General features: G+C 68.0%; 13 protein-coding genes and 1 tRNA gene. 5 read left to right on the top strand and 9 right to left on the bottom strand.

Features of this window, described 5'->3' with window-relative positions; all coding sequences use genetic code 11:
• Positions 1–3: 3 nt before the first annotated feature.
• On the bottom strand, positions 4–771 hold the full coding sequence (locus ACT3S6_RS03100; RefSeq protein WP_444553699.1) for an ABC transporter ATP-binding protein: 768 nt from the start codon (positions 769–771) through the stop codon (positions 4–6).
• Positions 772–1094: 323 nt separating this feature from the next.
• Here ACT3S6_RS03100 and ACT3S6_RS03095 point away from each other — a divergent pair, with 323 nt between their 5' ends.
• Positions 1095–2012 (top strand): CPBP family intramembrane glutamic endopeptidase, encoded by a 918-nt coding sequence (locus ACT3S6_RS03095; protein WP_444553698.1) that lies wholly within the window; start codon positions 1095–1097, stop codon positions 2010–2012.
• On the opposite strand, the gene ACT3S6_RS03090 is transcribed toward ACT3S6_RS03095, so the two are convergent.
• Together ACT3S6_RS03090 and ACT3S6_RS03085 are read right to left on the bottom strand one after the other, a co-directional pair.
• Complete coding sequence (locus ACT3S6_RS03090; RefSeq protein ID WP_444553697.1) at positions 2009–2686, bottom strand: response regulator; 678 nt, start codon at positions 2684–2686, stop codon at positions 2009–2011. The two genes, ACT3S6_RS03095 and ACT3S6_RS03090, sit on opposite strands and share 4 nt — an antisense overlap.
• Positions 2683–3960, bottom strand: a complete 1278-nt coding sequence (locus ACT3S6_RS03085; protein ID WP_444553696.1) for a sensor histidine kinase — start codon at positions 3958–3960, stop codon at positions 2683–2685. The genes ACT3S6_RS03090 and ACT3S6_RS03085 overlap by 4 nt, the downstream gene beginning before the upstream one ends.
• Positions 3961–4262: 302 nt before the next feature.
• Between ACT3S6_RS03085 and ACT3S6_RS03080 the strand changes: the two genes are divergently transcribed.
• Positions 4263–5531 (top strand): MFS transporter, encoded by a 1269-nt coding sequence (locus ACT3S6_RS03080; RefSeq protein WP_444553695.1) that lies wholly within the window; start codon positions 4263–4265, stop codon positions 5529–5531.
• Between the two features lie 19 nt (positions 5532–5550).
• On the opposite strand, the gene ACT3S6_RS03075 is transcribed toward ACT3S6_RS03080, so the two are convergent.
• The 4 genes from ACT3S6_RS03075 to pepN form a co-directional block, all read right to left on the bottom strand.
• A complete protein-coding gene (locus ACT3S6_RS03075; protein ID WP_444553694.1) occupies positions 5551–6156 on the bottom strand; it encodes a globin in 606 nt (201 codons plus the stop codon).
• Between the two features lie 44 nt (positions 6157–6200).
• Positions 6201–6884 (bottom strand): DNA alkylation repair protein, encoded by a 684-nt coding sequence (locus ACT3S6_RS03070; RefSeq protein WP_444553693.1) that lies wholly within the window; start codon positions 6882–6884, stop codon positions 6201–6203.
• A 2-nt stretch (positions 6885–6886) separates the two neighbouring features.
• Positions 6887–7354, bottom strand: coding sequence for an OsmC family protein (locus ACT3S6_RS03065; RefSeq protein WP_444553692.1), 468 nt, complete (start codon positions 7352–7354; stop codon positions 6887–6889).
• A gap of 101 nt (positions 7355–7455) precedes the next feature.
• Positions 7456–10002: an aminopeptidase N gene (pepN, locus tag ACT3S6_RS03060; RefSeq protein ID WP_444553691.1), complete on the bottom strand. Its 2547-nt coding sequence runs from the start codon at positions 10000–10002 to the stop codon at positions 7456–7458.
• 238 nt (positions 10003–10240) lie between these two features.
• Between pepN and ACT3S6_RS03055 the strand changes: the two genes are divergently transcribed.
• From ACT3S6_RS03055 to ACT3S6_RS03045, 3 genes are read left to right on the top strand one after another with little or no spacing between them, the layout of a single operon-like run.
• Positions 10241–11293 carry a lactonase family protein gene (locus tag ACT3S6_RS03055; protein WP_444553690.1) on the top strand — a complete coding sequence of 351 codons (1053 nt, stop codon included), beginning with the start codon at positions 10241–10243 and terminating at the stop codon, positions 11291–11293.
• Between the two features lie 42 nt (positions 11294–11335).
• Entirely contained in the window at positions 11336–11809 is a 474-nt protein-coding gene (locus ACT3S6_RS03050; RefSeq protein WP_444553689.1) for a ribose-5-phosphate isomerase, read from the top strand.
• Positions 11810–11811: 2 nt separating this feature from the next.
• A complete protein-coding gene (locus ACT3S6_RS03045) occupies positions 11812–12720 on the top strand; it encodes an Fpg/Nei family DNA glycosylase (protein WP_444553688.1) in 909 nt (302 codons plus the stop codon).
• 21 nt (positions 12721–12741) lie between these two features.
• Here ACT3S6_RS03045 and ACT3S6_RS03040 read toward each other — a convergent pair whose 3' ends face one another.
• Both ACT3S6_RS03040 and ACT3S6_RS03035 read right to left on the bottom strand, forming a co-directional pair.
• Entirely contained in the window at positions 12742–13401 is a 660-nt protein-coding gene (locus ACT3S6_RS03040) for an alpha/beta hydrolase (protein ID WP_444553687.1), read from the bottom strand.
• Positions 13402–13474: 73 nt separating this feature from the next.
• Positions 13475–13545, bottom strand: a tRNA-Gly gene (locus ACT3S6_RS03035).
• Positions 13546–13687 lie beyond the last annotated feature (142 nt).

The following is a 13687-nucleotide window of genomic DNA, read 5'->3' as shown; positions in this document are numbered from 1 at the left end:
ATCTCAGCCCTCGAGCTTCGTGAGACGGGCGACGATCTGGTCGGTGGAGGGCGCGATCAGTTCTCCTGCCAGACGGCCGTCGGACAGGAAGAGCACCCGGTCCGCAGCGGTGGCCACCTGCGCATCGTGGGTGACCAGTACCAGGGTCTGGCCCAGTTCGTGGGCCGTGGTCCGCAGGACCTGAAGGACCTTCTGGCCGGTGGGGCGGTCCAGGGCGCCGGTGGGTTCGTCGGCGAAGACGACGTCCGGACGGGCGATCAAGGCCCGGGCGATGGCGACCCGCTGGGCTTGACCTCCGGATAGTTCGCCGGGGTACTGGTCTTCCTTCCCATTCAGGCCCACCGCCGAGATGAGCCGCTGCTGCCACTGCGTGTCGGCACGCCTGCCATCGAGTTGGAGCGGGAGTGTGATGTTCTCGGCGACGGTCAAATGACCGATCAGGTTATAGGCCTGGAAGATGAAACCTATATGGCGCCGGCGGAACCGGGTGACCGCGTCGGGGGAGAGCATCGTGAGGTCGGTTCCGCCGATGACCACGCGTCCACTGGTGGGTACATCCAGCCCGGAGGCACAGTTCAGGAAGGTGGATTTTCCGGACCCCGACGGCCCCATGACCGCGGTGAAGGTGCCTTGGGGGAGGGAGAGGGTGACATCGTCCAAGGCGGTGGAGACCCCGGGGCCGTTCGGGTAGGTCCTGCGCAGTCGGCTCAATACCACGGCCGGTGCCGGGATCCGGCCGGTCGGCACCGTGGCGGGGGTGGTCATGCTCATGGGATGGCTCCTATGTCGGGGGAATGCTGCCTGGGGACTTCGAGCCTAGAAGCGCCACGAGCCCGGCACGAGCCGCTGGAGGAGGCACCCCGGGACTTGCATCCTTTGATGCAAGGACCGGGTGCGCGCGGAGCCGGGAGGGCCCCTCGATGCCCCTTGGAGCCCGCCGGTCCGTTGACGTGGCACCGGTTCCCGAGGGCGGGACAACACCTTTGGATGGTGGTCCCCACATGCCATCCTGCACGGCTGGAGGCCCTGCCGCATGCGGCCATAGCGTCGGAAGGACAGCACAACAGCGGACGAACCCCCGGAAAGGGACCATGATGAGCACCACCGAACTACAACCGGACGTCGAGGCCGGATCCGTCCGGGGATTGATTAGACGACGGCCTTTGACGACCTTCTTCATCCTGACCAACCTCTTGAGCTGGCTGGGCTGGCTGCCGTACATCCTGTCCAGGAACGGGCTGGGGGTCTGGGACTATGGATTCCCCGAGTTGCTGGGCACCTCGCAGTTCGCCGGCGTCCTGCCCGGGGCCTTCCTGGGACCCATCGGTTCGGCCCTGCTGGTCACGATCGTGACGGAGGGCCGTTCCGGGCTCCGCATCTGGGTCGGACGCCTGTGGAGGTGGCGTGTCCACTGGCAGTGGTACGCGATCACGTTGCTGGGGGTTCCCGCGGCGATGCTGGTGACCGGGTTCGTGTTCTCCGGCGGGAGGATCAACGCTCCGTCGGTGACGGCCATCGGACTCTACGTTCCCTTGCTGCTGGTCCAGCTGCTGACCACCGGACTTGCCGAGGAACCCGGATGGCGGGATTTCGCCTTGCCGCGCCTGCAGCAACGCTTCGGGGCCCTGGGGGCGGCGATGCTCCTGGGCCCGCTCTGGGCCATCTGGCATCTGCCACTGTTCCTGACCGAATGGGGTGGCTGGCCCGAGGCCCACTGGACCCGCCCCGTGGCATTCATCATCTTCTGCCTCGCGTTCAACGTGGTGATGTCCTGGGTCTTCAACCGGACCGGGCAGAGCCTTCCGCTCTCCATGCTCATGCACGTCAGCGTCAACACCTTCGCCTCCATCATCTGGACCGAGACCTTCCTGGCGATCACGGAAGTCATGGTCCTTCCGGCGACCGCCATCGGTGCCGTCGTCGCTGCGGTGGCGATCATCGTCGCCACCGGCGGACAGCTGGGCCACGTGCCTGCTGGCGCGGAGGCGGCAGTCCGGGAAGGGGTGGGCTAGGGACCAGAGCCGTCGGGGACCTCGACGATCCGATTCTGGTAGGCCCACACGACCGCCTGGAGCCGGGACCTGACCCCGAGCTTGGGCAGCATGCGCGCCAAATGCGATTTGACGGTGGAGACTTCCACCACCAGATCGGCCGCGATCTCCTCATTCGGTTTCCCCTGGGCCAGCAGGAGCAGGATTTCGTGCTCCCTCGGGGTCAACAGGTCCTCCACCCTGCGTCCGGTGACCGGTTGCAGGCTCCGTCGCTCGACGAACTCCCGCAGGATCCGGCGGGTGAGCGTCTGGTCGATGGTCGCCTCCCCGCCGGCGACCCGTCGCACCGCCTGGGCAATCACCTGTGGTTCGGCGTCCTTGAGCAGGAACCCCGAGGCCCCGGCCTCCAGGGCCCCGAAGACATAGTCATCGAGGTCGAAGGTGGTCAGCACCAGCACAGGGATCGGCGTAAGGACCCCCGGCCCGCACAGCTCCCGGGTGACGCTGATGCCGTCGATCCCGGGCATGCGGATATCCAGGCAGGCGACATCGGGGTCCATCTCGCGGGCCAACTCCAGGGCTTGAACCCCATCGGAGGCGACGGCGACGACATCGATATCGGCCTCCATGTTCAATAAGGCGGAGAGCCCGGCTCGTACGAGGGGCTGGTCGTCGGCAAGCAACACGCGGATCAAGGCAACTCCTGGTGGGTTTCGTGGTCGTCGACGTCGGGGTCCCTGGCCTCCCGGGGCACCACCAGACGAACCGACCAGCCGCCGTCGCCCATCGGCCCGTGGCTCAGCGTAGCCCCGATGAGCTCGGCCCGCTCACCCAGCCCGAGGAGGCCGAAGCCCCCGGCGGTGCCCCGGGGCCCGGCCGCGGACGGCCCATTGCGCACGACGGCCGTGAGTCGGCCGGGATGGGTGTCGTCGATTTCCACGACGCACCGGGCCCCGGGAGCGTGGGCGGAGGCATTGGCCAGTGATTCCTGGACCATCCGATACACCACCAGTTGGGCCAGCGGTCCGATCCCGGTCCCCGGCTCCCGGTCGTCCCCCGCCGCCGACAGGAGCACCTCCACGTCCATTCCCGTGCCGCGTCGTTCCTCCACCAGGTCGGGAACCGCAGCCACCGTCCGGGTTGAACGGGTGCCTTCGGGGTGTTCGCGCAGCAGGCCGACCAGCAGGCGGAGATCCTGCAGCACGGCCGTGCTTTGGGAGCGGACCTGCTGGGCAGACCGTTTGGCTTCCTCGGGGTCGGTGTCGATCTGCTGTTGGATCGCCGAGGTCATCAGGGCGATGCCTGACATGTGGTGGGCGGCAATATCGTGCAGTTCCCGGGACATCGCCGTGCGTTCCCTCGCAACTGCTACCTCGATCCGGGCTTGGTGTTCACGCGCCAGGGCCTGGACTTCATGGGTGCGGGAGAGGCGGGCTTCCCGCCGGGACGAGAACACCAGCGCGAACAGGGCCGGGGCGCCGACCACCACCAGGGCCTGGAGGGCCGCGGAGATCCCGGCCTCGGAGGCCGGCATGCCGGTGCGGAAGTCGTTGACCGTCTGGGCCCCGGCAAGCAACAGGACGGCCAGGGCCAGCAAGGGGCCCAGCCGGCGTACCGGAAGCACGCCGACGGTGAGGAAGACGGCACAGAAGATGGCCAGGGTGCATAGGCTGAACGCCGAGCCAGGGACGAAGGCGGCCAAGGCGATCGGCAAGGCCACGACGATGAGCAGTACCGCCCGCGGGGCCGTCCTGGCCCGGAGCAGGGCGACCGCCTGGCCCACCAGGACCACCGCAACTCCCCATAGCTCATACCCGCCGGAGGGGAACGTCCCTCCCGGGATCTCCGTATCGGCGGTCTCGAGCAGCGGAAGCAGCAGCAGGGTGGTCAGTGCCAGCCCGGCACACACCACGGCGGAACCCCACTCGGCGGGAGATGGCCGGAAGCTGCGATCCTCGTGGTCCTGCATGTCCTGGGGTTCCTGTCCTGGAGTGGGTGGACGGTGGGCGACCTCGTCGTGGATTACCCTGTGTGGGCCCGGGGCACCCTCCCATCCTTGCAGATGATCGCCCGGCCCGAACAGGAGGCGTTGACCCGCGGGGAAACCGGAGTGAACGGGGCCGACGTCCCCCGACCGGTAGGGTCGGAACATGTTCTTCATCACACGGATCTTCTCCTAGTCCCGCACGTCATCACGTCCACAAGCCGTGGGCGTCATGTCGCTGCGCCCGGTGGCCTCTACCCCCCTAGGACGAACGACCAGGAAGATCCGTGAGAAACAAACCCCTTCAGCCCCGCCTCCGCCCTGCCATTCTCTCCAACGCCTCCGATGCCGGGGCGAATCAACTATTCGGCATCACCCTGGATATCGTCACCGTGACGGTCCTCGGGTTCTCGGCCACCCAAGTCGGCCTGCTCAACGCGCTGGGTTCGCTCTCGTTCCTGTTCCTCAGCGTCCCGTTGGGCATGCTCGTGGACCGTGTCGGCGCTGCACGGGTCCTGGCCGTATCTCTAGTGGCCAAACTGCTGGGATCGGGCACCGTCCTGATCCTGTTCCTGACCGGTCAGCTGGGCACCGTGGCCGCCATGGTCGCCGTGACGGTGACAGGGATCCTGACCGTGGCCTCCGAAAACGCGCAGACGACCATCGTTCCGGGATTGACCCGTGACACGAGGGGCATCGCCCAGGTCATTGCCACGATGGCTTCGGTCGACCGGGCTGCCGGAATCATCTTTCCCGGAGTGACCGGTGCGCTCATCGCGCTGTGGGGCGGCGCGCCCGCCTTGGCCCTGTCCACCGCCTTCTTCGCCCTGGCGGTGGCGGCAATGCTCCCCCTGGTGAGGAAGGGACCCGGCCGGGTGCGGCCGGCACGCGCCCCGTCGGCAGCCGGCAACCCGGCCGGGGCGGCGAAGGTCCTTGCCCTCGGGGCCGGCCACGGTTTCGCGGTATTGCTGCGCAACAGGGTCCTGCTGGGAATCACCCTGCTGACGGCTGCCGGCAATATCGGGCTGGCCATCGGTAGTTCGATCCAACCGATCCTGATCCTGCGGACCTTGGGGCTGGGCATGGGTTTCTACGGGATCCTGGGGACCGTGGCGGCGGCGGCGGCGTTGACGGCCACCTTCGTGGCGCCGGCGATGGTGCGTCGGGTCTCCTTGAGGCGCCTGTTCGGCTGGGGTGCGGTCCTCCAGGCGGTCGTGGCAGCTCTCTCGCTGGCCGCGTATCTGTGGCCCGGGGCGGCCGTGGTGCTGCTGCTGGCCTTCGAGGTCTGCTGGGCGGCCACCCTGACGGTGACCAATATCGCCGGGGCGGCCTTCACCGCCAATGCCGTCTCGGCCACCTCGCTGGGCCGGACCAGTGCCGCCCAACGCACGATCACCATGGGCTCCGTGCCGCTGGCGGCCGTCGGGGGAGGGCTGCTCGCCGATGCCTTCGGGCTGGGCGTGCCGTTGCTGGTGTGGCCCCTGCTTACCCTCGGAGCCGCCGCACTGTTCTTCATGCTCACGGCCCACAGGGCGTCGGTTCCCGCGGCGGTCTAGGCTGCGGTGGGCAGGGCTCCTAGCGGTCGGCGGCGTTCTGCAGCGAACGGGCCGCCCGGTCGAAGTAGTCCCAGATCGTGGCATCCTGCAGCGGTGGCAACGCGATCCGGTCCAGGGCATGACGCATATGGGCCAGCCAGGTGTCCCGGGCCGCGGTGTCCACGGTGTAGGGGACGTGGCGCATCCGCAGCCGCGGATGCCCGCGCAGCTGGCTGTAGGTGGTCGGGCCACCCCAGTACTGCTCGAGGAACAACTGCAGGCGGATGGCTGCCGGCTTCAGATCCTCCTCGGGGTAGATCGACCTGAACTCGGCATCATTGGCGACGGACTCGTAGAAGAGCTCGGTCAGCCGCTGGAACGTCCTGGAGCCGCCGACCTCGGCGTAGAAGGTCCCCAGATAGGGGGAGAGGTCCTCGTGGTCGCCCCGGTCGGCGGAGGCCGGGGTCGTCCCGCCGAATCGATCAGGGCCCTGCGGGGAGGTGTCGCCGTCCCCGGACTGCCCGCCCGGGGCCGCAGGGGACACCGAGGGGGAGGACAACGGGCGCGCTTGTCCGACATGGATGCCCAAGGATTCCCCTCCGGGCAGACGGACGGGCCCGCCTTGCTGGTTCTGCTGGTCGCTCACGAGTTGTTTCCTTCCACGGCTGGCACGGTCCAGCCTCCTCCACACTATCGAATACGCAGGTGCTTCAGGGCTTCTCGTTGGCTCAGGCCCGAGAGTTCCTGCCGATGCCCGGCCACGAAGGCGCGTACCCATGCCGGATCGGTTTTGGCGTATTCGCGCAGGGCCCACCCGATGGCCTTGCGGAGGAAGAAATCCTGTTCGCTCATATTCGCCACGATGGCCGCTTCCAGCAGGCCGACGTCGGTGGCCTCCTTCGCGCTGAGCTGGGTGATGATCGCCAGGCGACGCTTCCAATGGTTCGGATCCACCGCCCAGGCGCGCACCAGTGGATCAACCTGCCCGCGATGCTGCGCCAGGAGGTCGGCGAACCGGCGGTGGCACTGATCCACGATGTCCCACCAGGCGCCGTCGACGACCATGTCCTCGAACAGGTCGAGGAACTCGAGCCTGCCCCGGCAGGACCGGTACCCGGTGAGTTGTTGGGCGGCATACCACTGCTCGCGATACCGCGCGCCCTCCCAGAGTCCGCGGGCTGAGCCGAGCAGTTCCTCCCACCGGCCGACCCCGGATTCACGCACCGAGTCGCGCACGATCCGCTGGACGACGGGGGCCCGGACGCCGAAGAACTCCATGTCGGTCTTCATATAGTGCTGCATGGCATCCGCCGCGACCGGATCGGCGGCGGCCGCCAACCGGGAGATGATCAACTCCCCGAGCCCGGTGCCCATGGCTAGGGTGCTTCGGGCCGGTTGAGGACCGGGAAGTTCACCGACCGGGCGATGAAGCACAACCGGTGGGCCTTCTCATGCAGCGTGTCGGCCAGGTCCCGCTGGGACTCATCGGCCAGAACGATGCGCGGCCGGAGCAGGACCTGGGTGAATTCGCCGCTGCCGTCACGGTTCAGGCGCAGCGTCCCGGTGGCGGCGTCCGTGTATCCGGTCACCGCCACCGAATGTTTCACCGCCACATGGAAGTAGGACAACATATGGCATTGGGCCAGGGCACCGAGCAGCAGTTGTTCGGGGTTCCACCGATCGGGGTCACCGTGGAAGGTGGGATCGGCGGTGCCGGGAAGATCCGGCAGACCGTCCACCCGCAGGAGATGTTCCCTGCCGTAATCGCGATGGCCGGTGGTCCCGGTCCCGCGATTTCCCGTCCACTGGACATCGACCTGGTACTGATGCAGATACGGATCCATGGCACCACTGTAGGCCCGAATTCCCGGGCGATTAACGTCCCGGGTCCCGGCTCCGTGGGGAGCCGGGACCCGGGGGATCAGTGCATCAACCAGTCAGGGCCCTAGCCATCCACGGCCTGGGCGGCCAGGGCCCGGACCATCGCATCGCGGCTTTCCACCAGCATCCGGCGCAGTGCAGGGCTGCCGGTGCCCAGCTGCTCCAGGAAGGCATCGGTGGCTTCCAGCGTGGCCTCGCTGGTCTGGGCCATCGGGAACAACCCGACGATGATCTGTTGGGCGATCTCCCAGCTCTTGGACTCCCAGACCCCCTGGATGGTCTGGAAGTACTTCTCCACGAACGGTTCCAGCAGGGCGGGATCATGGGCCCGCTTGAAACCGGTGATCGCCGAGCGCTGATGGGTGTTGGACAGCTCTCCGCCATCGATGATGGCCTCCCAGGTGGCCAGCTTCGAGGCGGCCGTCGGGATGGCGGCCCGGGCCACTTCGGCGGCCAACCGCCCGTTGGCCGTGTCGTCGGCGGCGAGTTCTGCCGCGATGTCCGCGGCGGCGGCCCGCCCACCGGCGACCAGCGCGGTCAGCAGGTGCCAGCGCAGATCGGCGTCGACCTGTAGTCCGTCGAGCTTCTGTTCGCCGGTGAACAAGGCCGCGACCGTGTCCAGCTGGTCGGCGGTGTGCGACCGGGAGGCGAAGGCCTTCACGAACTGCAGCTGCTTATCCGAACCGGATTCGGCCTCGCGGGCCAGCACCCACAGCCGGTCGGCAGCCTGGTCGCCGATCCGCTCGCGGTCCTCCTCGCGTACGTAGTAGTCCAGGACCGTGTTCAGCTGGCCCAGGATGACCAGGACCACCGAGGAATCGGACTCGTGGCCGATGTTGCGCAGCACCAGCTCGACGAATTCACGCGCCGGGGTCTCGGCGTCGCGGGCGGCGTCCCAGGCCGAACCCCAGACCAGGGTCCTGGGCAGGGAATCCTCGAAGTCCTTCAGGTGCTTCATCGCGACCTGCAGCGAGGCGGGGTCCAGACGGATCTTGGCATAGGCCAGATCGTCGTCGTTGACCAGCACCAGGTCCGGGCGCTTCCTGCCCACGAGGGCCTCGACGTCGGTGCGTTCCCCGGCCACATCGAGTTCCTGGCGGTGGGTGCGCACCAGCTGGCCGGCGTCGTTCAGGTCGTAGAATCCCACCGCGGCCCGGTGGGGGCGGATGGTGGGGTGGGACTCGGTGGCCGATTGCACGACGGCGAAGGACGTGATGGTGCCGTCGTCGTCGGTGGCGATCTCGGCTTCAAGCTTGTTGACCCCTGCCGTTTCGAGCCATAGGCGGGTCCATTCGGAGAGGTCGCGGCCGCTGGAGGCCTCGAGTTCGCGCATCAGGTCGGTCAGCTCGGTGTTGGAGTAGGCGTGCTTGGCGAAGTATTCGCGCACCCCCGCCATGAACTCCTGCTGGCCGACCCAGGCCACCAGCTGGCGCAGTACGGAGGCGCCCTTGGCGTAGGTGATCCCGTCGAAGTTGACCTGCACGTCCTGCAGGTCGTTGATGTCGGCCTTGATCGGGTGGGTGGAGGGCAACTGGTCCTGTCGGTAGGCCCAGGACTTCTCCATCGAGGAGAAGGTGGTCCAGGCCTGGCTGAACTCGGTGTTCTCCGCAGCGGCCAGGGCCGACATGAATTCCGCGAAGGACTCGTTGAGCCACAAGTCGTTCCACCAGCGCATGGTCACCAGGTCCCCGAACCACATATGGGCCAGTTCGTGCAGGATGGTGATCGCCCGGCGTTCGACCATGGCATCGGTGGGGCGGGACCTGAAGACGTAGGACTCCAGGAACGTGACGGCCCCGGCGTTTTCCATGGCCCCGGCGTTGAACTCCGGGACGAAGAGCTGATCGTACTTCTCGAACGGGTACGGGGTGCCGAACTGCTCCTCGTAGAACTCGAAGCCCTGGCGGGTCAGGGTGAAGATGTTCTCCGCATCCAGGTGTTCCATGATCGACTTGCGGGCGAAGACGCCCAACGGGATGGTCCGCCCGTCGGAACTGGTCAATTCGCTGCGCACCGCCTCATAGGGCCCGGCGATCAGCGCGGTGATGTAAGACGAGATCCGTGCGGTGCGGGAGAAGGCCCAGGTGGCTTTCCCGTCCCCGGCGGGCGAGGGCGTGGGGGTGGGGGAGTTGGAGATGAGGTCCCAGTAGTCGGGGGCGGTGACGGTGAAGGAGAACGCCGCCTTCAGGTCGGGCTGCTCGAAGACGGCGAACATGCGCCGGGCGTCGGGTACCTCGAACTGCGAGTACAGGTAGACCTCGTCGTCGACCGGGTCCACGAAACGGTGCAGGCCCTCACCGGTGTTCATGTACAGGGCATCGGCGACGATGCGCAGCTCATTGCGTGCGGCCAGACCGGGCAACTGGATGCGGACGCCGTCGCTGACCGTCCCCGGATCCAGCTCCACCCCGTTGAGCGTGACCGAGTGGACGGTGTCGGTGACCGCATCGATGAACGTGTCGGCCCCGGCGGTCGCCTCGAAGTTCACGGTCGTGGTGGACCCGAACACCTTCTCGCCCCGGGTGAGATCCAGTTCGATGTCGTAGCTCTCGACGGTGACCAATCCGGCGCGTTCGCGCGCTTCGTCGCGGGTGAGATTCAATCCTGGCACGGTGATGCCTCCCTGTTTGTCTTTCGCGGTTGATGGCGGTCCAGAGAGCGCGGATATCTGAAGCGATTCCTGAACATTACGGTTATTGTCTCACTTAATGGGCGGGATGGCGCTACCTGGGGCCATCCGACCCGGCCAGGGGCGCCGGGGCCCATGTCCGCGCCGGGGACGGGCCGGATAGGATCGGTGGACGGGATCCGTCCCGCATCCCCCCGCGTCGATGACCAGGAGAAGCACCGTGAACCAGACCCATGTCTACGTTGGCTGCGCCAAGGCCGGAACCGTCGAGACCTTCGCCTTCGATCCCGGGGCAGGAACCTTCGGCCCCGCCGGTGGGCCGGTGCCCGTGGACGGGGTGCGGTCACTGGCCTCCAATCGGGAACTCGGGCTGCTCTACGCCGGGGCCTCCAGCAAGCCCCCCAGGCTCACCGCGCTGCGCATCGATTCCTCCACCGGCCGGCTCGGCGAGACCGCGAGCGTGCAGTTGGCGGACAACACGGCCTACATCAGCCTCGATGCCGACGGAGGGACGGTCCGCAGTGCCTCCTACCACCAGGACGCGGTGAACTCCGTGGCGCTGGACGACCAGGGGCTTCCGGTCGGTGACGCGGTCCAGGCACCCAGCCCGGGGGAGAAGGCCCATAGCGTGCGGGCATCCCCCGACGGCCGCTACGTCTACGCGGCCTCCCTGGGCAGCGACCGGGTCGTCTGGTATGCGGTGGCGCCGGGGGAACTGACACTGGTCGGTTCCGTCGAGGCCCCCACCGGCTCCGGCCCACGCCACCTGCTCTTCAACGCGGATGCCTCGCGGGTCTATGTCATCCACGAGATGTCCGGGGAGGTCGCCGTCCATGAGCGGGACGCTGTCTCCGGGGCCCTGACCGAGATCCAACGCATCGACTCCGTCCCGGCCTCCCTGGGCCTGATCCCGGGCTTCGCCCGCCACCCCGGTGGCCCGGTGCCCGGCCCCGACGCCATCTGGTGCGCCGATATCCGCATCGGGGGACGGGGCAGGTTCCTGTTCACCACCGAGCGGTCGACCTCGACGATCTCCACCTTCTCCATCGACCCGGACACCGGCATGTTGGACTACCTGCGCACCACCGACACCGAGCAGCAGCCCCGCGGGGCCGGCGTGGATGCCGGCGGGGACCACCTGCTGGTCTGCGGGGAACTCTCGGGCCACCTCAGTGCCTATGGGATTTCCGCCCAGGACGGCACGCTCACCGCGACCGACCGGGTGGCCACGGGAGCAGGCCCGCTGTGGATCGAGGTCGTCGCCCCCTTGTAAGGTGGGAAATGTTCCCCTGCCACGGATGACCCGAAGGACACCATGCGCGTTCATATTGCCACCGACCATGCCGGACTCGAGCTCAGTGCCCACCTCGTGGCGCATCTGCGCAGTGCTGGCCACGACGTCGTGGACCACGGCCCGACCTCCTACGACGCCGAGGACGACTACCCGGGATTCTGCATCAACGCCGCCGAAGCGGTCGCCGCCGAACGGGCCCGCGGGCTGGATTCGTTGGGGATCGTGCTGGGCGGTTCGGGCAACGGCGAACAGATCGCCGCCAACAAGGTCAAGGGCATCCGGGCCGCATTGGCCTGGAACCTGGACACCGCCCGGTTGGCCCGCCAGCACAACGACGCCAATATCGTCGCCGTCGGCGGCCGCCAGCACAGCCTGGAGGAGGCCACCGGACTGATCGATGCGTTCCTGGCCGAACCATTCAGCGAGGACGAACGCCATATCCGGCGGATCCAGCAGATCGGTGCCTACGAAACCACCGGCCAGCTGGAGCACTAGGGGTGCCCGAGGGGCACTCCGTCCACCGGCTGGCCCGCCAGCTGGACGACGTCTTCGCCGGACAGGTGCTACAGGTCTCCAGCCCGCAGGGACGGTTCGCCGCCGGGGCTGCACTATTGGACGGCCATGAACTCCTGGAGGCCACGGCCCACGGCAAGCAGCTCTTCGCCCGGTTCTCCGGCGAACGGATCCTGCGGGTGCACCTGGGCCTCTACGGGGCCTTCGGCTTCGGGGGGGACCAGACGTTCCGGGGTGCCTCAAGCATCGGGGCACCCCGGAGGATCGGCGAAAAGGAAGCGTACGACGACGAGGCTCCCGCCGCCTACGACGGCCCTCCCGCCCCGGTGGGCCAGGTCAGGATGCGCCTGGTCTCCGCCCACGGCTGGGCCGACCTGCGGGGGCCCTCGGTCTGCGAGGTCCTGACCATCCCGGAGGCCGAAGCGGTTCGGTGGCGCCTGGGACCTGACCCGTTGGGGGCTGATACCGCTGCGGGGGAAGAGGAATTCGTTGGCCGGATCGGGGCCACGGGCACCGTCATCGCCGCGGCCTTGATGAACCAGTCGCTGATCGCCGGGGTCGGGAACATCTACCGGGCCGAAGCACTGTTCAGGGCCGGACTGGATCCATGGATGCGCGGCCGCGATGTCCCGGTTCCGGCCCTGCGTGCGCTGTGGGCCGATATCTGCGCGATGATGGCCGATGGGGTCAGGGATGGCCGCATCATCACCACCCGGGTCCGGGACCGCAGCGATCCCGAGGCCCCGGTCTGGCCCGATCATGCCTATTACACCTACCAGCGCCAGGGTCGGCCATGCCTGATCTGCGGCACCCCGATCGGGCTGGCCGAACTGGCGGCACGCAAGCTCTACTGGTGCCCCGGCTGCCAAGCCCCGACCCGTCGGGTGCCCTGATCCGGCCGGAGGATCGCGGCTTCAGCCGGCCGTGAGCTGTTCAAAGGAGGCGATCAGTGCCTCGAATCCCGGATCGTCCTGGGCCCGGTGCCCGCTGCCGGGCAGGATCCGGTGCCCGGCCCCCTGCCGGGCCAGGACCTCGGCGACGGCCTCGTAATGCTCGTTCCACCCACCGCTGAGCACCAGGGTGGGTAGCGCCTCGATCAGGTCCGGGCTGATGTCGTGTCCCCACGGTGGTGGAAGGGTGCTGAACCGACGGGCGTGGGGCTCGTCCTGCGGCCAATCCGCTGCCAGTGCGGGCCCGCCGAACAGCCGGGGCTTCACCAGCGCCCAATAGCCGAAGAGATCGCCCTCGGCGGCCTTTTTCCGGGCCCGGGTCATGACCGCGATGTGCTCTTCCACGGATGCGGTGCCACGGATGAGGTCGAAGAGCGCCGGTTCGACCAGGACCAGCCGCGCCGGACGCAGTGTCCCGGCGGCGATGGCCAGCAAGGTCGGAGCGGCCCCCAACGAATGGGCGATGACCGTGCCGGGCTCCGTTGTCCTCAGCTGTCCCAGAAGGGTGGCCCGCTGCTCCACGGGTGAGTCCGGGGCGAAGGAGACGTACAGTCCCTCGTCATCGGTGGACTTCGGCCAGGCGGCCCTGCCGGTGCGGTTGGCCCCGGGAACGTAGATGCGCATGGCCGGACACTAGCACCCCGTTCCGCGCCCCTTAACGACGAAGGGCCGCCCTGGGGCGGCCCGACGCATGCGGAGGGGATGACGGGAATCGAACCCGCGTCATCAGTTTGGAAGACTGAGGCTTTACCATTAAGCTACATCCCCGCAAAGACGGGCCTTGCGGCCCGTTGCTTGGACCACATTAGCAGTGGGTCCGGAGCACGGCAAAATTGACGCCGGTCCCCGGGCGGCGCATGCTCGAAAGGTCGGGATCCGACGTCGTGACGAGGCCCCGGACGGCGGGGCA

Source organism: Arthrobacter sp. AOP36-C1-22 (assembly GCF_052377515.1).
In the GTDB taxonomy this organism is placed as follows: Bacteria; Actinomycetota; Actinomycetes; order Actinomycetales; family Micrococcaceae; genus Arthrobacter_H.
This window is presented reverse-complemented; position numbering and strand designations above follow the sequence as displayed.